The sequence below is a fragment of the Acidobacterium sp. S8 genome, assembly GCF_009765985.1.
In the GTDB taxonomy this organism is placed as follows: domain Bacteria; phylum Acidobacteriota; class Terriglobia; order Terriglobales; family Acidobacteriaceae; genus Alloacidobacterium.
Window position 1 is genome coordinate 326,742 of sequence record NZ_LMUM01000015.1, and the last position, 21,160, is coordinate 347,901.

18 protein-coding genes are annotated in these 21,160 nt (G+C 55.8%); 8 read left to right on the forward strand and 10 right to left on the reverse strand.

Features of this window, described 5'->3' with window-relative positions; genetic code table 11:
• The first annotated feature begins 3 nt into the window (after positions 1-3).
• Positions 4-630, forward strand: coding sequence for a YdcF family protein (locus GSQ86_RS05285; protein ID WP_158748903.1), 627 nt, complete (start codon positions 4-6; stop codon positions 628-630).
• A gap of 63 nt (positions 631-693) precedes the next feature.
• On the opposite strand, the gene GSQ86_RS05290 is transcribed toward GSQ86_RS05285, so the two are convergent.
• The 5 genes from GSQ86_RS05290 to GSQ86_RS05310 all read right to left on the reverse strand — a co-directional run bounded on the left by GSQ86_RS05290 (position 694) and on the right by GSQ86_RS05310 (position 4,949).
• On the reverse strand, positions 694-1,827 hold the full coding sequence (locus tag GSQ86_RS05290; RefSeq protein WP_158748904.1) for an acyltransferase: 1,134 nt from the start codon (positions 1,825-1,827) through the stop codon (positions 694-696).
• A gap of 80 nt (positions 1,828-1,907) precedes the next feature.
• Positions 1,908-3,416, reverse strand: a complete 1,509-nt coding sequence (locus GSQ86_RS05295) for an alpha-L-fucosidase (RefSeq protein WP_158748905.1) — start codon at positions 3,414-3,416, stop codon at positions 1,908-1,910.
• Positions 3,417-3,602: 186 nt separating this feature from the next.
• Positions 3,603-3,818 carry a helix-turn-helix transcriptional regulator gene (locus tag GSQ86_RS05300; protein WP_158748906.1) on the reverse strand — a complete coding sequence of 72 codons (216 nt, stop codon included), beginning with the start codon at positions 3,816-3,818 and terminating at the stop codon, positions 3,603-3,605.
• Positions 3,818-4,246, reverse strand: a complete 429-nt coding sequence (locus GSQ86_RS05305; RefSeq protein ID WP_158748907.1) for a hypothetical protein — start codon at positions 4,244-4,246, stop codon at positions 3,818-3,820. Before GSQ86_RS05305 ends, GSQ86_RS05300 begins: the two co-directional genes overlap by 1 nt.
• Before the next feature lie 88 nt (positions 4,247-4,334).
• Positions 4,335-4,949, reverse strand: coding sequence for a GrpB family protein (locus GSQ86_RS05310; protein WP_158748908.1), 615 nt, complete (start codon positions 4,947-4,949; stop codon positions 4,335-4,337).
• Positions 4,950-5,106: 157 nt separating this feature from the next.
• On the opposite strand from GSQ86_RS05310, the gene GSQ86_RS05315 reads away from it, so the two are divergent.
• The 4 genes from GSQ86_RS05315 to GSQ86_RS05330 all read left to right on the forward strand — a co-directional run bounded on the left by GSQ86_RS05315 (position 5,107) and on the right by GSQ86_RS05330 (position 11,385).
• Complete coding sequence (locus GSQ86_RS05315; RefSeq protein ID WP_158748909.1) at positions 5,107-5,451, forward strand: PadR family transcriptional regulator; 345 nt, start codon at positions 5,107-5,109, stop codon at positions 5,449-5,451.
• Between the two features lie 17 nt (positions 5,452-5,468).
• Positions 5,469-8,132 carry an ABC transporter permease gene (locus tag GSQ86_RS05320; RefSeq protein ID WP_158748910.1) on the forward strand — a complete coding sequence of 888 codons (2,664 nt, stop codon included), beginning with the start codon at positions 5,469-5,471 and terminating at the stop codon, positions 8,130-8,132.
• A gap of 178 nt (positions 8,133-8,310) precedes the next feature.
• The gene (locus GSQ86_RS05325) at positions 8,311-8,640 is read left to right on the forward strand and encodes a PadR family transcriptional regulator (RefSeq protein ID WP_158748911.1); all 330 of its coding nucleotides are present in this window, start codon (positions 8,311-8,313) and stop codon (positions 8,638-8,640) included.
• A gap of 9 nt (positions 8,641-8,649) precedes the next feature.
• On the forward strand, positions 8,650-11,385 hold the full coding sequence (locus GSQ86_RS05330; RefSeq protein WP_158748912.1) for an ABC transporter permease: 2,736 nt from the start codon (positions 8,650-8,652) through the stop codon (positions 11,383-11,385).
• 302 nt (positions 11,386-11,687) lie between these two features.
• On the opposite strand, the gene GSQ86_RS05335 is transcribed toward GSQ86_RS05330, so the two are convergent.
• Positions 11,688-12,413: an SDR family NAD(P)-dependent oxidoreductase gene (locus tag GSQ86_RS05335; RefSeq protein WP_158748913.1), complete on the reverse strand. Its 726-nt coding sequence runs from the start codon at positions 12,411-12,413 to the stop codon at positions 11,688-11,690.
• Between the two features lie 133 nt (positions 12,414-12,546).
• On the opposite strand from GSQ86_RS05335, the gene GSQ86_RS05340 reads away from it, so the two are divergent.
• Positions 12,547-13,242, forward strand: coding sequence for a DUF4232 domain-containing protein (locus GSQ86_RS05340; protein WP_158748914.1), 696 nt, complete (start codon positions 12,547-12,549; stop codon positions 13,240-13,242).
• On the opposite strand, the gene GSQ86_RS05345 is transcribed toward GSQ86_RS05340, so the two are convergent.
• The 4 genes from GSQ86_RS05345 to GSQ86_RS05360 are packed head-to-tail and all read right to left on the reverse strand — an operon-like array spanning position 13,239 to position 17,096.
• The gene (locus GSQ86_RS05345; protein WP_158748915.1) at positions 13,239-14,021 is read right to left on the reverse strand and encodes a uroporphyrinogen-III synthase; all 783 of its coding nucleotides are present in this window, start codon (positions 14,019-14,021) and stop codon (positions 13,239-13,241) included. The genes GSQ86_RS05340 and GSQ86_RS05345 overlap by 4 nt on opposite strands.
• The gene (gene hemC, locus GSQ86_RS05350) at positions 14,018-14,941 is read right to left on the reverse strand and encodes a hydroxymethylbilane synthase (RefSeq protein ID WP_158748916.1); all 924 of its coding nucleotides are present in this window, start codon (positions 14,939-14,941) and stop codon (positions 14,018-14,020) included. The genes GSQ86_RS05345 and hemC overlap by 4 nt, the downstream gene beginning before the upstream one ends.
• On the reverse strand, positions 14,938-16,284 hold the full coding sequence (gene hemA, locus GSQ86_RS05355; protein ID WP_158748917.1) for a glutamyl-tRNA reductase: 1,347 nt from the start codon (positions 16,282-16,284) through the stop codon (positions 14,938-14,940). Before hemA ends, hemC begins: the two co-directional genes overlap by 4 nt.
• Positions 16,281-17,096 (reverse strand): inner membrane protein YpjD, encoded by an 816-nt coding sequence (locus GSQ86_RS05360; protein ID WP_158748918.1) that lies wholly within the window; start codon positions 17,094-17,096, stop codon positions 16,281-16,283. Before GSQ86_RS05360 ends, hemA begins: the two co-directional genes overlap by 4 nt.
• A 91-nt stretch (positions 17,097-17,187) precedes the next feature.
• On the opposite strand from GSQ86_RS05360, the gene mutS reads away from it, so the two are divergent.
• Entirely contained in the window at positions 17,188-19,845 is a 2,658-nt protein-coding gene (mutS, locus tag GSQ86_RS05365; protein ID WP_158748919.1) for a DNA mismatch repair protein MutS, read from the forward strand.
• A complete protein-coding gene (gene nagZ / locus GSQ86_RS05370; protein ID WP_158748920.1) occupies positions 19,842-20,906 on the forward strand; it encodes a beta-N-acetylhexosaminidase in 1,065 nt (354 codons plus the stop codon). Before mutS ends, nagZ begins: the two co-directional genes overlap by 4 nt.
• Positions 20,907-21,160 lie beyond the last annotated feature (254 nt).

Consider the following 21,160-nt stretch of genomic DNA (forward strand, 5'->3'; position numbering starts at 1 on the left):
TCGATGATCGTGCCTGACACCAACCTGGGAAAAGCCAGTCCCGGCAAGCGGCTCCTGCTCAGTCTCGTTCTCATCATTCTGGCAGCCGGGGTCGCGTGGATAGCGTGGGTCTACGGACAGATTCGCTACTATGCCGAGCGCGACGAAGCGCGCACAGCCAGTGCCATCGCTGTCTTCGGCGCAGCCGAGTATGATGGTCGGCCGTCGCCGGTGCTTCGCGCCCGTCTCGACCATGCCCTCGATCTTTACAGTAAAGACCTCGCCCCCATGGTCATCACACTGGGCGGCGCGGATGAGGGCGATCAGCACTCAGAAGGCGGCGTAGGCCATGACTATCTGCTCGCCCACGGAGTTCCCGAGGCCGGCATTATCGCGGAAACGCAAAGCAACAACACCGCGCAATCCGCAGCACGCCTCTCAGTCATCGCACGAACTAACCACCTCAACAGCATCATCGTCATCAGCGATGGAACCCACCTCTTCCGCATCCACGCCCTATGCGAAAAAAACGGACTTACCGTCTACACCTCGCCGCGACCGGAGACACGCAGCCTCGACTGGCAGACCTCGCTCTCACGCATAGCGCACGAAATCATCAGCTATACCGCCTTTCGCCTTCATCTGCACTAATTGAGAAAGTATGGGCAGAAGCCGTCTGGCCCCATTTCAGCATTCCTACCCGCACGCGAAGTTCTAATCTCTTGAAGGGACAAAAGTGAATCTCTTCTTAAGCTGCAGAAATGGCTTTTCAAAAAACCGATAGGAAAGCACAGCCACCAAAATAGTAAGTGCCAGCGTGATTACAGTTCCCAGGGCATCTCTCCAGTAGGAGAGATGCAGCGTTAGGCTCAGTTCGGTCAGTCTTACTTTCCAAACGTGAAAGACCATAAAGAGTACAAAGGCATGAAAGATATATAGCCCGTAAGAAATGCGTCCCAGATAAACAGCAGCTTTGGGAAGGTATTTTGCTGAGGTCCCCAGCAGGGCGAGAAAAAGCAGTATCGTTCCCGCCAGAACAAAAGCCCATCCGGTAAGCGATCCCAGCGCATTTGCAGGATGAGGATTGTCTGCTTCTACGCCAAATTTGAGAAAAGCGATGAGCCCGCAACTGATCGCAGCGACAAAGATAATGGCTCTAAAAATCAGATTGAGCTCAGGAAGACGTCCGCGAAGCAAAAGTGACAGCAGGGTGCCTGCGGCAAAGAATTGGAACTGGACGAAGCTGTTTGTCCATTGACTGCTGAAGCCCGCCGAAGGATGTTGCGCGTAGAGAAAGATCGCCAGATAAGCGACTACGAGCAGGCCGATACAAATAGCTATCAGGCCGCGACGACGGCCATAGCGCGCAATCAATGGGATCGTGAGATAGAACTGCTCCTCAACAGAAATACTCCAGAGCGGATTGACTGGATATGCGTTTAACCAGCCATATTTGCAGATGTACCAGTTGCCGGAGAAAAGCGTGAATGCCAGCCATGAACCAGGAGTGGTGATTCCTGCATGCGGGACGAAACGCGTTAACGCAGCCAGCCCGAAGAAGGCTGCAAAATAAAGCGGCCATATCCGCAGAACGCGCCGCGTGTAGAACGCCTTCAGATGCACTTTGCCTGTCTGCTGCTGTTCACGGGTCAGCAACTCGGTAATCAAAAAGGCGCTGAGCAGGAAAAAGACAGGGACGCCGAAGACCCCGATCAGGCTCAGGTTATAACGCCACGGATGGATATGACTGTCTATAGGCGCGAGATCCATGCGATGAGTAAAAAACACCAGTAGGAAAGCAATCAGGCGCAGGACATCTAATTCAGGCCGATAGTATCGATGGATCATTCCAAATGAGTCCGAGCCAAGGCTGTATTCATTTATTGCAGGAACTCCGCTCAGGGATTGCTGTCAGCAGCCGGACGGCTTTACAGTGCAACTTTGAGCACCCATGCGGATTGCTGGCGTAAATTTTCCGGAAGATCCGGAAGACTTATGACGGTTCCATGATGGCTCGACTTGAATTTCAATGGCGTCGCATCACCAAGCAGTGTCGCGCCCTTGACCCCAACGATATCTTTCAATTCAAAACTGGACTCAGGCCAGCGAGGCAAAATGGCGTATAAATCATTCCCTTTTGACGTGAAAAGCGCTTCGACTCCGGCCTTCCCCGGCTCAGGCTTCACCGCCAATTTCGAGACGTCGTACGCGCTGTCATACTCGCCGTTGTAATTTGCTTTGGGAACCTCGCCAGCACTCCACTGCCGCGTTGTTTTCCATGGCTTCGTCCCATAGATCGCATCGCCATTGATTTTCATCCAGCTGCCAATCTGACTGAGGCGCTCTTCCATGATGACCGGAATGGTCCCATCCGCGGCAGGACCAATATCGAGCAAAAGATTTCCCCCGCGGCTCACCGTGTCGGCCAGCATAATTACCAGCTCCTGTCCCGTGTGATAGCCATCGAGTCGCTCTGCCCGGTTCAGTCCAAAACTTACGCCCATGCCTCTGTTCTCTTCCCATGGATGGTCCGAAATGCTCATGCCCGATGTATATTCCGTTGTCCAATAGCCGCCATGTTTGTGACGCGTATCTTTGCCCCAGCGATCGTTGATCACAACTTCGTCTTTTACCGGCGACTCGTTGAAAAGCCACGCCAGCAGCTCAGGGCTGTGCCACTCGGAGGAAGGTATTTCCCATTCGCCGTCACTGAAAATGATGGATGGCTTGTAGCGTGTGACCAGATCTTTGAATTGAGGAAACATGTGTTCTCTGACGAAGCGTTGCCTGTCAGACAGCCACAAAGGGTTGTACCACTCATAGAGCGAATAGTAATAACCCATGCGAACGTTCTTGCTCCGCACTGCATCGGTAAGATCGCCTAAAACATCGCGCCGAGGACCGGTCTCAACCGCATTCCATGGTCGTCCCCAGCCTGACGATGCTTCCTTGCTGGGCCACAGAGCGAAGCCCTCATGATGCTTCGAAGTGAGCGCGACATACTTCGCGCCTGAGCCCTCCAGGACATTGGCCCAGTGATCCGGATCGAATAGCTCAGCCCTGAATTGCGGTGCGAAGTTTTGATAGGGATAATCGGCGCCATACCATTTCTTGTGAAATTCCCACGTACCTTTTTCTATCGCATCCGCCTTGGGATTGTTCTTTCCTTCCGTCATCTGGTGCCAATACCACTCGGCGTAAGCCAGTTTGCCGGGAATGACCGGAGCATAGGCCGGAACTGAATACACGCCCCAATGAATGAAGATGCCGAACTTGTCGTGAGTAAACCACGCAGGCGTGGGGCGCGAGTCAATGCTTTCCCAGGTTGGCTGATATGTCTGCGCATACAGAGGACGTCCCATCGATTGCATTCCCGCAGCAATGCCAGCCGCTCCCGCCATCTTGATAAAACTACGTCTGTCCAGCCTGGATTTCATCCCCGGTATTCGCTCGTACATAGGCCCTCAATCTCTCAATATCGATCAGATCAACGCAATACGAATTCAAAGGGTATAAGCACAGCTTGTCAAGAACATTTTCATAAGCGAACGAATCTTTTCATTTTCGATTCATCGCGTCTGTAGTGAAGTCGCCTTATAAAGCTGCTCACTGAATGGCACGCATTAGCGCTTGCCGCGAGGATCATATTGGAAGCACTGCTCGATCGGCACACCAAGCACGCTTGCCACTTTGAACGCAGTCTCCAGGGAAGGCGAATACTTGTCCTGCTCAATCGCAATCACTGTCTGCCTTGTGACGCCGACTCGATCCGCGAGTTCCTGCTGCGTCATCTCCCGAAGAGCCCGCAGTTCTCGAATCTGATTTCGTATGGCGGGCATCAGAGCGCTCTCCGGTAAGCCACAATCTGCGCGGCCGTTTTCGTGATATCCGCGATGACCAGCATGCCAAAGAAGACACTCAGAAAATGGAGTCCGACCATGCGGTTATCCAGCCGAAGATGGCCGACTGCCGCGTGAAACCACAACATGCCCAGCCCGAGCACCATGAGCGATGCAATCGTCAGGTAACCCGCACGATACCCTCGCAGCTCAATCAAACGATCCCGCTCATCCGTAACACGATTGCGCGTGAAGGCAGCAATCACTGATTGCAGAATGATCTGCAGCACGATAATCCCGATAATCATGCCCGCTACCTTGTTGACGGAGTTTTGCTGGTGCAGGAAAAAATAAGGGCCGTACACAATGAGCTCCGCCGCTAGCGACGCGTAAAGAGACTTCTCTCGGTAGGAAAGATTTGTCATCATGGCAAACTGCTCCAGTGTCAAAAATATTTGACACTGCAAAACATAGCCCTACACTCGACGCATGTCAAATATTTTTTACACAGGGTATTTATTCCTCCCAATCCTGCTCGATGGGAAGACCGATGCTAAGACGCGCATCATTGACGGCGCCGCGCAAGAACGAAGTTTTGCCTGCAGTATATCGAGGCATATCGTCGCCATACGCGGCCGCAAGTTCCATCTTCAAGGCCTCGTAGGCACGCGCTACCTCTGGATACTGAATCAGCCAGTCGCGAAGCAGTAACTCGTTCTTGATCGGCCAGGTCGGGCAGACAGCCAGGTGCAGATGGAAGGCGGGACCTGCTTCTTCCGCTTCCTTGCGGAAGAAGCGCCGCCTGAAGAAGCCTGCATCGATTTTTCGATACCCTGTAACTGTAAGGCGATGACCAAGCGCGTCCGCCTCATCAAGCGAGAACACAGGCGCCATCATGTCGATAATGGGTTTCGCGCTGAGCCCAGGGACAGCCGTGCTCCCAAAGTGTTGAAGCTGATCCGCAACATGGCCCAGCAGCGGCCGCAGACGCTCACGCTCGTACAGGAATTGCTCCGCCCAAACGGGATCCGAAGGTACGACGTGAACATGGCCGAGCGCCCGTCTCGCATATTCTGTATCGTGCATGCCATTAGTGTAAGTCGTTCTGTTCATGTCAGATAGCAGCGGCATGGATGGAGGCGACATCTCTGCCGCGTCAGAGCGATGAGTGACTCTGAGATTTTTTACTGCTTAAACAGGCGGCTGAAAATAATCTTCTTCCCATAGCCATTCGAGTGGAGTACTATTTTTTCGCATAGTCATTCTAGTGGAGCGAACCTACTTGGTTATGAAACGACCGCCGGACGCCGGAGATATTCTGCAAGGCACGCTCGACATGCTGATTCTTCGCACCCTGCTGATGGGACCAGCACATGGTCACGCGATCACCGAAGTCATTGAGCATACTTCTGAGAATGCTCTGGAAGTTGAACAGGGTTCGCTCTATCCCGCGCTCCATCGGCTGGAAGATCGGGGTTTGGTTTCGTCGCAATGGGGCGTCAGCGAGAACAACCGCAGGGCAAAGTTTTACACACTCACAAGTAAGGGCAGGAAGGAACTCAGTGCAGCTACCGGGCGCTGGCATAGGATGACTCGCGCCATTGGTCTGATTCTGGGTGAATCGCACGAATAAGGCAGGAGGAAATGCAGATGAGCTTCCGGCGTTTCACAAACCGCACCAGCAAAGATCAAGATCTCGCTGAAGAAATCGATTCCCATCTCGCTCATTCACAGGATGCACATGCGGCACGTGGCCTTTCTTCGGAAGAAGCCCGTCGACAGGCCTACGTGCGCTTCGGAAATCCGCGCTCGACGCGTGAGCATGTGTGGCGTTATCGTTCTCTTCCCTGGCTGGAAGATTTATGGCGCGATCTGCGCTTCGCGTTGCGGGGACTGAGCAAGACACCGGGATTCACCATCATCGCCATTCTTGTGATTGCTGTCGGCATCGGCGTAAACACTGCGGTCTTTTCAGTCATCAACGCTGTACTGCTCAAGCTGCTTACGTACCCGGATCCGCAGTCACTGGTGCAGATGAGGAACACGGGCCCGCAGGGATCGTTTCCCGGAGCGAATATTCCAAAGTTCAATATCTGGCATCAGCAGACCAGTGTTTTTCAGCAGGTCGCGGCCTACGACTTCGGTGGAGCAGGGCTCAATATCACCGGCGGCGATCATCCGGAACAGGTACAGGGCATTCACGTCTCTGCTGACTACTTCTCTCTCTTCGGCGCTCCGATTGTGGCAGGACGCACCTTCACTTCAGCTGAGGACAGCCCGCACGGTGGACACGTCACTGTACTGAGCTACGGTCTCTGGAAGAGTCGCTATGGAGCTGACCCGAAGGTCGTCGGCACTACGATCCAGCTTGATGGCCAGCCTTATCTTATTGTCGGAGTGATTGACCGTCGGTTTGTGACCGATACCCCGGCGGATCTCTGGGTCCCTTTTCAGTTCGATATGAACTCGCAGGACATGGCGCATTACTTCACCGTGTCTGCGCGCCTCAAGCCGGGCGTCACCCTGCCGCAGGTCAACGCGCAACTGCGTCTCGCTGCGGATGAGTATCGGCGTATCTACGGAAAAGACTCTCTCCCGGCCAATAGCGGATTCGGTGTTGCCTCACTGCAGGAAGCGACCATCGGAGACACTCGCTTTCCGCTTCTTGTTTTGCTTGGAGCCGTGGGCTTCGTTCTTCTCATCGCCTGTGCCAATGTGGCGAACCTGCTGCTGGCGAGAGCCTCGTCGAGAAAGCGTGAGTTTGCCACGCGTGCCGCTCTTGGCGCGGGACGCAGTCAGATCATTCGCCAATTGCTGACCGAAAGCCTGACGCTCTCGCTCGTTGGCGGAGCGCTTGGTCTCATTCTTGGATTTGCAGGCGTTCGCTTTTTGCTCAGCATCAACCCGGGCAATATTCCTCGCATCGGCGAAGATGGTTCTGCCGTCACACTCGACATCAACATTCTGCTCTTTACGCTCGGCATTTCTCTTCTCACCGGAATCTTCTTCGGCCTGCTCCCAGCTATCAGCGCCTCCCAACCGAATCTGGCAGCTACGCTCAACGAAAACGGCAGCCGTTCCGGTATCGGTTTTCGCAGTGGCAAGCTTCGCTCCGCGCTTGTGATTGGAGAAATGGCTCTCACTCTTGTGCTCGTCATTGGAGCAGCGCTGCTCATCCGCACGTTCCTGAAGTTGCAGGCCGTCGATACTGGCTTCGCCACGCACAATGTCATTAGTATGGCAATGTCTATGAGCGGCGATCGATTCCAGAAAACGGCTCCTGTCGCTCTGGTCGTTCGCGATGGCACAGATCGCGCGCTCGCCGTTCCTGGTGTCGTCGATGTGGGCGTGTCCAATTGCCTGCCCATGGCTGGCGGATTCGGCATGAGTTTCGATGTCGTAGGCCGGCCCAAAGGAAATTCGCCTTTCGCTGGAGGCGCAGGCTTCTATTCCATTTCTTGGCGTTACTTCAATGCACTCAAAATTCCATTGCTGCGCGGGCGCAGTTTCACCGAGCAGGATAATGGAGCCGCGCCGAACGTTGTCATCATCAATCAGGCGATGGCCCGCCAGTACTGGCCCAAAGGCGATCCGCTTAAGGATCGAATCCAGATCGGACCCGGTGCCGGCCCAGCCTTTGCTGAAGGTCCGCGTCAGGTCGTCGGCATCGTGGGAGACACGCACGATGGTGGACCGAATCGCGATCCCTTTCCCATGATGTACATTCCGTTGGCACAGATGCCGGACCTCGAAACTGCTCTCAATTCACGAGTCGCACCGCTCTGGTGGATCATTCGTAGTCAGGTCGACCCGCGCACTCTTTCGTCTTCAATCACTGCTGCTCTTCGCGACGCCAGTGGCGGGCTGCCCGTTGCGCACATCCGCACAATGGACGAGATTGAAGCGCGCAATACTGCGCGTCAACGCTTCAACATGCTGCTTCTCACTATCTTCGGATTTGCTGGCTTGCTCATGGCCGCCATCGGCGTCTATGGAGTCATGTCCTACTCCGTGCAACAGCGAACGCAGGAACTCGGTGTTCGCATGGCGCTTGGCGCGCAGGCTTCGAGTCTTCGCAACATGGTCATCAGGCAGGGTATGGCGCTCACGCTGATTGGAGTGCTGATCGGCACAGGCGGGGCCTTCTGGCTGACGCGCTTTCTGGCGAGCTTCCTCTTCGGCGTAAAGACCTTGGACCCGATCGCGTTTATCGTTACGCCTCTCTTGCTGGCGGCGGTCGCGCTGTCCTCCATCTGGATTCCCGCAAAACGGGCTACTCGCGTGGATCCGATGACAGCACTTCGGCTTGAATGAAGAACTCTCATATTCGGTATCGTGCTATCCGCAGGCTGGATCGTTCTGCGCCAGATAATCGCGGTCGAATCTGCCTGCTTAAAAGCTCATCATTCATCTTAAGTACAAACATGCTCTTGACACTTCATTTGCCAAAGCTCACACTGGCATAGTCTAACTATGTCAGTGGAGAACAAGCATGTCCCGCGATGAAATTCCCCCAGGCACTTTATATCTCTTGATTCTCAAGACCCTCGCTGTTCGCAAGAAACTCCACGGTTACGAGATCGCCGAATTCATCGAGCAGCAATCGGAAGACGTCCTCCAGGTAGAGGAAGGCTCGCTCTACCCGGCGCTCCAGCGCATGCTCATGAAAGGTTGGGTCGTCGCAGAGTGGGGTGTCACCGCCGGCAATCGCCGTGCCCGCTACTACACTCTGACTGCAGATGGAAAAAAGCAACTCGCACTCGAACTCAGCAAATTCCAGCGCATCATGGGCGCGGTTACAAAGGTTGTTCAACCGGCTTAGGAGAAACTCATGGGTCTGCCAGGAGAACTCAAACGGCGCATCCAGATGCTCTTCCACCGCGAACAGTTCCGTCGCGATCTTGAAGAAGAAATGCGTCTCCATCTCGATCTTCGCCGTCAGCAGCAACTCGACCGCGGCCTTTCTCCTGTGGAAGCCGCTCGCGCAGCCCATCTCAAGTTCGGCAACACCACACGTATTAAGGAGAGAAGTCTTATGGCCTGGGGATCGGAAACACTGGAGAGCTTCTTCAGCGACATCGTCTACGGCGCTCGCGCACTTTTTCGCAGTCCTGCGCTCACCGTCGTCGCGCTCTTGTCATTGGCCCTGGGTATCGGCGCGAACACCGCCATCTTCAGCCTTCTCGACGCGGTCCTTCTGCGCTCACTCCCCGTCAAAGATCCCCAGCAACTCGTTCTGCTTGGTAGAGGAAACTCCAGCGGCATCGGCGACAACTTTGTCAGCACGGAGCTCTATTCATACCCCTTCTACCGTCAGCTCCAACAAAAGAACGCTGTCTTTTCCGGTGTCGCAGCCATCTTCAGCATGACCGACGACGTGCATGGGTTCGTTCTCAACAATGAAGGCGAATCTAACACCGACTCCCAACTGATGCACGTCAATCTCGTCTCCGGCACCTACTTCCCTATGCTCGGTGTACGGGCACAGCTTGGCCGCACGCTCAATGAGGCCGATGACAGCTCAGAGGGCGATCATCCAGTCGTCGTTCTCAGCCACGGCTTCTGGAAACGCTCTCTTGCCAGCGACCCCAATGTGCTCAATCGCAAAATCAAACTCGGCACCACTATCTTCACGATTGTCGGCGTTGCGCATCGAGAATTCTTTGGCACCAGTGTCGGCGAATCCCCTGATATGTGGGTGCCCATGTCCATGACCAAATCCGTTCCCCCCGGATGGGACGCCTACAACAAGAACTTCGTCCAGTCTATGAACGTGATAGGGCGCCTCAAACCTGACGTTTCTCTGGCTCAGGCCACTACTAACGTCAACCTGTTGCTGCAGCAGATCACACGCGGCTTTTCTGATGCCGTCCTGAGCCAGAAAAATCTGAATAAACTCAGCAAGACGCATGTGCCGCTGACCCCCATGGCCAACGGCCTCTCATCGATTCGCCAGGAATTTTCCGAGCCTCTGCAAATACTCATGGCCGTCGTCGCACTCGTTCTCCTGATTGCCTGCGCGAACATCGCCAATCTTCTTCTCGCCCGCTCCACCGCCCGAGCTCGTGAACTCGCCGTCCGTCAGGCTCTCGGAGCACGCCGCAGCCGGCTTATCCGCCAGCTTCTTACCGAGAGCCTCGTCCTCGCTCTTGCCGGCGGCATGCTGGGTATCGGATTCGCCGTCGTCGCCAACCGATTTCTTCTTCGTATGGTCTCCGACGGTTTCGAAACCTTACCGCTCGACATCGGCCTCAACCTGCGCCTGCTCGGTTTCACCTTTGCAGTGACCGTGACAACCGCAATTCTCTTCGGCACCATACCGGCCTTCCGCGCCACTCGCCTTCACCTCACCGACTCGCTCAAGGACGGCCGTGGACCGGGCGGTGCGAGAGCCAAAAATCCTCTCGCCAAAGTTCTTGTTGTCTCCCAGGTGGCTCTATCCCTCGTCCTCATGGTGGGCGCGGGGCTTTTCCTCCGTAGCCTCGTCAACCTCAATCACATTGACCCAGGCTTCAATCGCGAAAACGTCCTTCGCCTTCAGGTCGAGACCGACGTCACCGGCTATAAAGAAGACGACCCGCGCCTTAACGCTCTCTTTCAGCAGATCGAGTCTCGTGTCAGTGCATTGCCGGGGGTCAAAGCCGCAAGCTTCTCCTCCTTCACCTTTCATGAGGGCAGCTGGAGTGACGCCATTTTCGTCTCTGGCATGCCAAACAACGAGAACATCGAGGTGCATCAGAATGTCGTCGGCAATGGCTACTTCGACACCATGCAGATTCCCCTCATCGCTGGACGCACCTTCTCGACAGCCGATACCGCAACCTCGCAACGCGTGGCCGTCATCAGCGAGCACATCGCAAAAACACTCTTCCCGCCCGGCAATCCCGTTGGACACCACTTTGGCCTCGGAGACAACAAGCCCGAGCATGATTTCGAAGTCATCGGCATAGTCAAAGACGCAAAATTCGATTCATTGCAGGAGAACTCGGAGAACGTCAACTATCTCTCATACCTGCAGCGCCCGTGGAACTTTGGCGACTTCGAGGTCCGTTACTCCGGCGACTTCAGCAACATCTCCGCATCGGTGCAACAGGCCATCAAGTCCATCAACCATAACGTACGCATCTCGCACGTCACCACTCTCGATGACCAGGTCGCACGCACCGTGACGAACCAGCGTTTGGTAGCGCAGCTCTCGACCTTCTTCGGTCTGCTCGCCGTCTTTCTTTCCGCCATCGGCATCTATGGCCTGATGTCCTACGTAGTCAGCCGCCGCACCAATGAAATAGGAATTCGCATGGCCTTAGGCGCAGCTAGATCCAATGTAAGCTGGCTGGTCTTGCGCGAAATCCTGCTTCTGGTGGCAATTGGAATCGCCATTGGCATTCCCGTGGCTCTCGCGGCAGACCGCCTCGTAGCAAACATGCTCGTCGGCTTCAAAGGCGCAGACCCCGTAAGTCTCACCGCAGCCGTCGTTCTTTTACTGTTGGTAACCTCAGCCGCCGGATATTTCCCCGCAAAGAGGGCCTCCATGGTCGATCCGATGGAAGCCCTGCGCTATGAATAAGTCTGGTTCGAGAATCTTCGACATATGCTGTCAAGCCATTTTTTACCATGCCGGCCGTAAGCCATTGCTTTAAAACAATATTCGTTTGCACAATCATTGACAGAGAGTTATGCCTCAAAAGATTAAACTTAAATAAGGAAAACAGAACTATAAGGTCCACGTTCATTAGCGGGCCCCCCGCTAAGTGATTGAAAATACTAGGAACGACCTAAGTCTATTAGAATCAGGGGAATAGCGGGGGATGCTCCCCCGCTATCTTATTGAAAACAAAAGAAATGAAGAAATTAGGAGGGGGGAGGGGGTCAGAGCCCCAGGCCGCCATCCACGCTCAGAATCTGCCCGGTAATGAAGTGCGGTCCGGTAGCGAAAAACATCACCGCCGCCGCCACATCCTCCGGAGTACCGTTCCGTTTCATCGGAGTTTTGTGCGCAAAATGCTCGTAATCGGTGGAAACTTCCCCATTTACGATCATTCCCGGAGCTACGCAGTTCACGCTGATCTCCGGCGCAAACGCCTTCGACATCGTCTGCGTCAGCATATGCAGCGCGGCCTTCGAGGTGCAGTAGTGCCCATGTGTCGGCCAGGGATGCAGGCCGCCAAGTGAGCCGATATTGATAATGCGTCCGCGAGTAGACTTCAAATGAGGATGTGCAGCCTTGGCCGTGAGAAAAGGTCCGCGCGTGTTCGTCTCGAACATGGCATCCCACTGCGCCACGGTGATCTGTTCGAGAACCGCCGTTTCAAAGACGCCGGCGTTGTTCACCAGCAGGTCGAGCTGCCCGAAATGCTCAACCACTTCGGCAACGGCAGCTTCCACGCACTGCGGATCGCGCACATCGCAATGCACCGCCAGCGCCCTTCCACCAAAGGTTTCGAGTTCCGCGACTGTTTTCTGCGCCTCGGCTTCGGAATCACGGTAGGTAATAGCAACACTGGCTCCTGCTTTTGCCAGTGTTAACGCCAATACGCGTCCGATGCGCTTTGCCGCGCCTGTGACAAGGGCAACCTTGCCCTGTAAACTATCCATACACTTGATTTTACCTGCCTGCAGAGGAGTCCACTCCCGCGGCGCAAAGATGCGTCCACAGGCATTCGGTTCGGATGGCTTGCAACCCGATAGCGGTCCAACCTCATCTCATACATTGCTCCGAGGCCGTAATATGATTCCCCTGCTGTCCCGTTTCGCTTCCATTGGTCTTGCTGGCAGCATGTTCGTCGTGTGGCCATTCACCACTGGATGTGCCCACTCTGCCCATTCCTCCGCCCTGCGCGGTGGAGCGCCGGTCATGCTCGACGAAGACGGACCGCATCGCGAAGGCACCAATCCGAATGCCCCTTATCTCATGGCTGCATCGGCAACTCCGCAACTGGCACACCGATCGGATACCTACACCAGCGGTGTAAATCCCTGCGATGGCAAGAGCCTGACCGTGACCGAAATCGAGGCCTCGGTCAATGGGAAGTTTCACGCCGTAAAGCTGGCCTTCGACAATGACGGACTCACGCCCTGCCGTATCGGCGGTTATCCCGCGATCACCCTGCTCGACCAGACCGGCACGCCGGTAGCGAATCTGGTTGTGGACCGCGTCACCCTGTCGACGATGAGCGCCCAGCTGACTCCGGGCCCCGTACCTGCCGTTACCACCCCGAAGCCCGACGCCCAGATCGTCATCGCCCCACGCGGCCAAGCCTGGTTTGAGGTAGGCTGGTCTACCGGCGAGGGCTGCCCGGTCGTATCGCGCATCAGCGTCTCCGCTCCCGGCTCGAGTGAGAACCTCACGGTCAACCACCCCCTGACGGTATGCGAAGGCCGGGTGCAGATCACCACCCTCCACTCCGACCAGGACAGCGACTAAGTCAACGCCCGGACGGCGGCTTCGACAAGCCCGTCGATATCATGCGGATCGGCTTCAGCCGCTGGTTCCCATCCATATTGGCGCAAAGTAGCCGAAGTAACTGGCCCAATGGAGATGGCTCGCGAAGCAGCTTGCGGAATAGTTTTGCCAGCACTCTGAAGTAGCTGAAAAAAATTCGCCACTGTGGAAGAGCTTGTGAATGTCACCGCGTCGGGAAGCGTCGTGTCCGGCCTGAAAATAGCCTGCACTCTCTCACTCGACTCGGCCGGAATGATGGTTCGATAGGCATCCACAACATCGACACTTGCGCCGCATCGACGCAGTTCGTCGGGAATCACATCACGCGCAACGGCTGCTCGTGCCAGCAGGATTCTGGTTCCTGCTTCATGCTCGCGCAATGCGTCCACAAGTGATTCAGCAACATACTCGGAAGGAACCAGATTGACCGAAAATCCAGCCTCGCGCAGCGCCGCCGAAGTTGCCGAGCCAACAGCTGCGATCTGAAGATCGGGAAATCCCGCCGGGCTCAAGCTCAGCAACCGCATTCTCTCAATCAGCACTCGAACCGTATTCGCGCTGGTGACAATGAGCCATGCATAATGCCGCAGCTGACGCAGCGCAGCGTCCATCGGCTCATAGGATTCCGGAGGAATAATCTCAATCGTAGGCAGCTCGATGACCCGCGCGCCGAGCGTTTCCAGTTCCCTGCTGAGACGACTTGCCTGTTGCCGCGTACGCGTAACGACGATCGTCTTGCCTGCAAGCGGCAGGCCACTCACAACTGAACAGCTCCCTCAACGGAAGCCAGGATCTCGCGCGCACCCTGCTCCAGCAATCGCCTGGCAAGACGCTGCCCAAGGGCTTCAGCGCTCAACTCGTGCTGATGCTCAAGCTCCGCACGCACCATCGCTGATCCATCGGGATTCGCAACCACGCCGGTTACGATATAGCCCTCCGATGATGGCTCGCAGTAGACACCGATAGGAACATGGCATCCTCCGCCGAGTTCCGCCAACGCAGCACGCTCAACGGTCACGGCAAAGCGGCTGGCAGTGTCGTCCAGGAAGGCAATCGCGGCCTGCGTCTCTGCATCATCGACACGTGTCTCGATAGCCAGAGCGCCCTGTCCCGGAGCCGGGCAGAGAATGAGCGGCGAGAAGCGCTCGCGTATCCATTCGGTGCGCCCCAGCCGTTCGAGCCCTGCTGCGGCCAGCACTATGGCGTCGACTGCGCCCTCGCTCAGCTTGCGGAGACGTGTATCGACATTGCCACGAAACTCTACCAGCTCAATATCCTGACGCTGTGCCCTAAGCTGCGACTGCCGTCGAAGGCTGCTGGTTCCGATACGCGAGCCTGAGGGCAACGCTGCGAAGGATTCGTGTTGGACGGACACAAAGGCGTCGCGCGGATCAACGCGCGGAGGAATTACAGCAATCGCAAATGGAGGAGCAATCTCGGTCGGAAGGTCTTTGAGGCTGTGCACTGCGAGGTCGATCCGGTTCTCGAAAAGCGCCTCTTCAATCTCCTTGGTGAACATGCCTTTGGTTCCAACCTTGTTGAAGGCCACATTCTGCAGAGCATCGCCTGTGGTGCGGATGATCTCGATACTTACTTCGTGTCCCTGACGGCGCAGCGCATCGGCAATATGGTTGGCCTGCCATATTGCAAGCTGCGAGCCCCTGGAGCCGATACGGATCACGAGCGGACCTTCTGATTGCCGGCAGCAACTGTCTCTTCTACAGCGGCAACGGACCGGTTCTCACCCGGCTGCGTTGCCTTCTGTTCCGGCTCCGAAGGCAGGTTGAAGACCGACCGCATGATTTCCAGCACGACCGTATCCGCTTCAAGCGCCGCGGTCTTGATGGCCTGCATCGGCATGTGAAGAAACTTGTTCATCAACCCACGCGTCAGCGCTTCGACGGTAGCCTGCTGTTCGGGAGTAAGAGATTGCAGACGGCTCTGCGCGCGACGCAGCTCAGTCTGGCGGATCTCCTCTGCGCTCTGTTGCAGATCGACGATCATGGGCGCGGCATTCAGCGCCTGTATACGCCGCTGGAATCGCAACACTTCTTCGGCAATGATCGCCTCGGCCAGCTGAGCCTCGCGCGAACGATCAGCCATATGCGAGATGGCGACCGACTGCAGATCGTCGATGTCATAGAGAAAGACACCGTCCACACGATTGATCTTGGGATCTATATCGCGCGGTACGGCAATGTCGATGAAGAACATGGGACGATTGCGCCGCTTGTGCAGGAATTGCTGCCCGTGCTCGCGGCGAAAGATAGGCTGCTGTGACCCCGTCGAGGTGATGATGATGTCGGCCTGATCGGCGGTTGCGTGCAGGTCGTCGAAACGAATAGCGCGCCCCTGGAACTTCTGCGCCAGTCGCACCGCCCGGTCGTAGGTGCGATTCGCGACGACGATGGAATCGGCTCCCTGCTGCATCAGATGCCGCGCTGCCAGCTCACTCATCTTGCCCGCGCCGACCAGCATCACGCTTTTGCCTTCGAGCGAACCGAATATTTTCTTCGCCAGATCGACGGCGACCGAGGCAATCGAAACGGAGGAGCTGCCAATCTGCGTCTCGTTGCGGACCTTCTTAGCGACAGTGAAGGTAGACTGCAGCAGCCTTTCAAGATGGCTTTGCACCGCGCCCACTTCACGGGCCGCCGCGTAGGATTCCTTCACCTGGCCAAGAATCTGCGGCTCGCCGACCACCATGGAATCGAGACTGGCAGCGACACGGAAGAGATGCTGGACCGCGTCGGATTCGCGGTACTCATAGGTGTGAGGACGCAGCGATGTGGTTTCAATACCGAGGTACTTCTGCAGAAACCCGAGCAGGTCGGGGCTGGCGGATTCATGACATGCCAGCAACTCCACCCGGTTGCAGGTGGAGAGGATCATCGCCTCATGTACGCCGGGAAAGGCCATCAACGCACGGGTAGCTTCGCTCAGGCGCTCGGTCGTGATGGCCAACTGCTCGCGCAGCTCCACGGGAGCTGTCTTATGATTCACGCCCGTGAGCAGAAGCTTCATTGCGCCGAGAACCTGTGCACCGAACTGAGTAGATTTGCCGCCCACACGCACAGCATGACAACAAAGACGGCGCTTGAGAGATACACCGCGCGCTTTCCGCGCAATCCAGTAGAGCGCCGGACAAAAAGCATGACCACATACAGCAGCCACATCACGAAAGAGAGCACCACTTTCGGGTCGAGAAAGTAGGCAGCCCCTACGTGCTCCTGTGCGATGAATGAACCGATAAGCAAACCGCCGGTCATGCAATAGAAGCCAAGCACCAATGTCGTCTGCGCGATCTGGTCCATGGTGTCGAGAGGCGGCAACCATTCGAGAAACTTGGGCGAGTGCCGGTGCTTGAGGCGTCGCTCCTGGGCAAGGTAAAAGAGACTGGCGAGCAGGCTAAAGGTCAGAGCCGCGTAAGCAGCCAGGAGCAGCGTGACATGAATGACAATCCATCCACTACGCACCATGGAAGACGGAAAAGTGTATTTATCCGGCCCGATAGCAGGTACGAGGATAAACAGAAAGGCGAGCGGCAGCGCGAATACGCCGAAAGAAATGGTGCGGTACCGAAGCCATATCAGCATGAATGCAGTCACGATCAGCAGCGAAAGCGTCGATTGCACTTCATGCATACCAACAGGCATAAGGTGGTGCGTCACCGCCAACATTTCGACGAAGGCCACGACATGGAAAAGCCATCCACTCAAAGTAAGAGGCAGGCATACACGCCGCCAGCCCGGACGGTCTCCGAGTACGGCCGGCAGCGCGGAGACGCTTGCCAGTCCGTAGAGCACAGCCGCAACTCTAAGCCATAGCAGGTACATGCAATCCTTCGGGATGACGGCGTAAGGATTAAGTATATCGTTCCCCGTGCAGCTTGTCTGGCTGTGGATGCACGTGGCTGCTTGATACGATATGCTGGCCTTTCCCGTGCCTGATATTTCTGTCCAATCTGTAGAAACAGCGCAGACGCCGCTTATGCGCCAATATGCAGCGGCCAAGCAGCAACATCCTGACGCCCTGCTGTTCTTTCGTCTCGGTGATTTCTATGAGCTGTTTTTTGAAGATGCACACACCGCCTCGCGTGAGTTGCAAATAACGCTGACTGCGCGCGACAAGGAGCGCGCGGTACCGATGTGCGGCGTTCCCTATCATGCAGCAGAAGGATATATAGCCCGGCTGCTGCGAAAGGGCTATCGCATCGCCATCTGCGAGCAGATGGAAGACCCCAAACTCACAAAGAAAATTGTTCGCCGTGAAGTAACTCGCGTGCTGACGCCTGGAACAGCGCTCGATTCTTCACTCAGCTCAGAACAGAATAACTTTCTCGCTTCCCTGTTTTTTGGCGAAAACATCGCGGCCCTGGCGCTGCTCGATCTCTCGACGGGAGATTTTCGAGCTGCCGAATTCAGTGGTCCACAGGCAGCGTCTCTCTGCTTCGATGAACTGCAAAAAGCCTCTGCCAGCGAGGTGCTTTTCGCCGGTACGAATCCGATGTTGGCGCATAAGGCTGAATTGCCTGCCACATTCGACCGGATCAAGACGAAAACACCTCTGGAAGATTGGGTTTTCACCCGGGATTATGCCGTGCCCCTGCTGGAACGGCAGCTTGGGGCGGCGTCGCTTGACGGTTTTGGGCTCTCGCAGCACCCTGCGGCTGCCATCGCTGCGGGAGCCATCCTGCACTATGCGCAAAACACCCAGCGTGGCGAGCTAGGGCACATTGACAGCATTCGATTTTATGAGCGAGCCGAGCATCTGCAACTGGACCAGGTGACGGTAAGAAATCTTGAGCTGATCGAACCAATTTTCAGCGATTCAGGATCGAACGCCACGCTCTTTCACACGCTGGATGCCTGTCAGACGCCGATGGGCAAACGCCTGTTACGAGCATCCATTCTGCGCCCGTTGTTCGATGAACCCTGTATAAATCAACGGTACGAAGCAGTCGATCATCTACGGCACGATCTGATTCTTCGTGAGGAAATTCGCAAAGCCCTCGGCGGCATTCTCGATCTGGAGCGATTACTGGCGCGTATTTCGCTGGACAGTGCGGGCCCGCGCGATCTGCTGGCTTTGTCGGCTTCTCTGCAATATCTTCCGCAGCTTCAGCGAACCTTGGCGCAGATCGAAATTCCACTCTGGCGGCATGTAGCCGCGCGTCTCGATCCACTGGAAGAGCTCTGCACAAAACTCCAGCGGGCGATCCAGCCCTCGCCGCCGCTGACGCTGGCAGAAGGGGGAGTGATAGCGGCGGGGATCGATGCCGAACTCGATGAATTGCGTACTCTCAGCCAGAGCGGTCGGCAATCCATCGCCGCCATCGAAGAGCGGGAACGCGCGCGCACCGGGATCGGTTCGTTGAAGGTACGATTTAACTCCGTCTTTGGCTATTACATCGAGATCACGAAGTCGAATCTCGCCCATGTTCCGTCGGACTACGAGCGTAAACAGACACTGGTCAATGCCGAGCGCTTCACCACGCCAGAACTGAAGGATTACGAAACAAAAATTCTCACCGCCCACGAACGGTCTGTAGAGATTGAAAAGCGAATCTTCGGGGAGTTGCGTCGCAGCGTGCTCGATGATGCCAGCCGGATTCGCAAGACCGGAAGCGCCGTTGCAGAGGCAGACCTTTTGGCGAATTTTGCGCACCTCGCGGCATTGAGGAATTATGTACGCCCGCAGCTTGTGCAGGACACATTGCTGGAACTGGCGGGCGCTCGGCATCCAGTGATCGAGTGCCTGATGGAAGACGCCGGAGAGGGCCGTTTTGTACCGAATGACCTTTATCTCGATGTAGAAGCTTCAGCCATTTTGCTGCTTACCGGGCCAAATATGGGCGGAAAATCAACCTACCTGCGGCAGGCGGCAATGCTGGTCATCATGGCGCAGATGGGCTGTTTTGTCCCCTCAGCCAGCATGCGCTATGGCCTGGTTGACCGCGTCTATACTCGCATCGGAGCCAGCGATAATGTCGCGCGGGGCCGTTCCACCTTCATGGTCGAGATGACCGAGACAGCGACGATCCTGAACACGGCTACGGCGCGTTCGCTGATTCTGCTGGATGAGATGGGACGCGGCACAGCTACTTTTGATGGCTTGTCGCTGGCATGGGCTACGCTTGAGTATCTGCACGCGCATATTGGTGCGCGCACCCTCTTCGCCACGCACTATCACGAGCTCACGATGTTGGCAGAACAGCTCGATCACCTTAAAAATTTGAGCGTAGCGGTGAAGGATACCCCGAAGGGCATCTTTTTTCTGCATTCCATTGAGCCGGGACCCGCCAGCAAAAGTTATGGCATCGATGTTGCCCGACTTGCAGGGCTGCCGCCGCAGGTCATTCAGCGGGCTCGGCAAGTGTTGAAGCAGCATGAGCGATCTGAGCGTCACAACGTAGCCGCTGAAACCGAAGCTCCGCTGCAGCTCACCATGTTTACGCCGCTTTCCCAACGCATCCTGGACCGCCTGCAGGAGACGGATATCAATTCGCTTACTCCCTTGCAAGCCTTGAATCTGCTTGAAGAGCTACAGAGCGAAATCGCGTCATCTCAAGGCGGCAAAGCATGAGCATCACCCTTCGGCGACAGGTTGGACAACTCATCATTGCCGGTCTGGAAGGCCCCCGGCTGACGGCAATGGAGCGCACATGGCTGAAACTTATACGCCCCAGCGGCGTCATTCTTTTTCGCCGCAATGTAGAGGAGGCTAATCAGACGGCGCAACTGCTACGTGACGTAACCGAGATTACCGTCGAACCAATGTTTCGCTGCGTCGATCTTGAGGGCGGCCTTGTCGATCGCTTGCGGGATGTGATCGCTCCCATGCCGCCACCCGCTGCCGTCTTCGCTACCGGTAAACCATCTCTATTCAAGAAACAAGGCAGCCTGATCGGGCAGGAAGCGCGTATGCTGGGCTTCAATACCGTTTTCGCTCCTGTGCTTGATTTGGCCCTTCCAGCGTCAAGCGACGTGATGAGGACGCGAGCCGTATCTCCTGACCCTACGGAAGTGGCAGCTTATGGATCAGCTTTTCTGGAGGGGCTTGCTGCCCAGAATATTGTCGGCTGCGGGAAGCATTTCCCTGGGCTCGGCGGCGGTAATCTGGATTCGCATCATGCCATGCCGGTCATTAATCGTTCATTCGAAGTGATGTGGCGAGAGGATCTCGTTCCCTTTCGTTTATTGGCGGCCCAGTTACCGATGGTCATGGTTTCGCATGCTTCCTATCCTCAGGCAGCTAAAGAAAAAACGCCCGCTTCCATATCTTCTTTCTGGATGAAGAAGATATTGCGGGAAAAGTTACGTTTTCGTGGGCTTATTATCTCCGACGATATGGAAATGGGAGGGATTCTCACGCAGTGCTCCATTGAAGAAGCCGCAATCGAATCCGTCGCATCGGGCATGGACCTCATCGAAATATGCAAAGACCCGGAGCTCGTTTTACGTGCCTATGAAGCTTTGCTCTCCGAGGCTGAATCTTCGATATCCTTTCGCCGTATTGTGCATGGGGCCGAAGTTCGAATCCGGCGATTCAAGACGCGGCCACCTATCCTAAGGATTCCGACGCTGCCGCGCAAGACTGCGATTCATAAACTGGCACTGGAAGTGAACAGATTTGCAGAGAAATAATGGCGCGGCGGCGGGGATTTATCAGGCAACTCACATAGGGCGCTTCACATCACAGCCAACAGTCATTTTGTCACCGTGATGGTTGCATTTCCACCGAATATAGGGTACTTAAGTAACTACTGAATCCGTCAATTTCTCCGCCGCCGCGACGGATCTAAATCCATACACTGATACCAGTTGTTTTCATTTTGTACTAACTTTCAGTAGAACATTCGGTGTATACTTGCGCTGATAACAGTTCAATTTTATCGACT

Excerpts from the sequence above, each read along its gene's own strand:
- GSQ86_RS05315 (WP_158748909.1), top strand. The coding sequence starts at position 5,107 with ATGAAACGACCGCCGGACGCCGGAGATATTCTGCAAGGCACGCTCGAC.
- hemA (WP_158748917.1), bottom strand. The coding sequence starts at position 16,284 with ATGAAGCTTCTGCTCACGGGCGTGAATCATAAGACAGCTCCCGTGGAG.
- GSQ86_RS05335 (WP_158748913.1), bottom strand. The coding sequence starts at position 12,413 with ATGGATAGTTTACAGGGCAAGGTTGCCCTTGTCACAGGCGCGGCAAAG.
- mutS (WP_158748919.1), top strand. The coding sequence starts at position 17,188 with ATGCTGGCCTTTCCCGTGCCTGATATTTCTGTCCAATCTGTAGAAACA.
- GSQ86_RS05360 (WP_158748918.1), bottom strand. The coding sequence starts at position 17,096 with ATGTACCTGCTATGGCTTAGAGTTGCGGCTGTGCTCTACGGACTGGCA.
- GSQ86_RS05305 (WP_158748907.1), bottom strand. The coding sequence starts at position 4,246 with ATGATGACAAATCTTTCCTACCGAGAGAAGTCTCTTTACGCGTCGCTA.
- nagZ (WP_158748920.1), top strand. The coding sequence starts at position 19,842 with ATGAGCATCACCCTTCGGCGACAGGTTGGACAACTCATCATTGCCGGT.
- GSQ86_RS05285 (WP_158748903.1), top strand. The coding sequence starts at position 4 with ATGATCGTGCCTGACACCAACCTGGGAAAAGCCAGTCCCGGCAAGCGG.
- GSQ86_RS05300 (WP_158748906.1), bottom strand. The coding sequence starts at position 3,818 with ATGCCCGCCATACGAAATCAGATTCGAGAACTGCGGGCTCTTCGGGAG.
- GSQ86_RS05320 (WP_158748910.1), top strand. The coding sequence starts at position 5,469 with ATGAGCTTCCGGCGTTTCACAAACCGCACCAGCAAAGATCAAGATCTC.
- GSQ86_RS05330 (WP_158748912.1), top strand. The coding sequence starts at position 8,650 with ATGGGTCTGCCAGGAGAACTCAAACGGCGCATCCAGATGCTCTTCCAC.
- GSQ86_RS05340 (WP_158748914.1), top strand. The coding sequence starts at position 12,547 with ATGATTCCCCTGCTGTCCCGTTTCGCTTCCATTGGTCTTGCTGGCAGC.
- GSQ86_RS05295 (WP_158748905.1), bottom strand. The coding sequence starts at position 3,416 with ATGAAATCCAGGCTGGACAGACGTAGTTTTATCAAGATGGCGGGAGCG.
- GSQ86_RS05325 (WP_158748911.1), top strand. The coding sequence starts at position 8,311 with ATGTCCCGCGATGAAATTCCCCCAGGCACTTTATATCTCTTGATTCTC.
- GSQ86_RS05290 (WP_158748904.1), bottom strand. The coding sequence starts at position 1,827 with ATGATCCATCGATACTATCGGCCTGAATTAGATGTCCTGCGCCTGATT.
- GSQ86_RS05310 (WP_158748908.1), bottom strand. The coding sequence starts at position 4,949 with ATGCCGCTGCTATCTGACATGAACAGAACGACTTACACTAATGGCATG.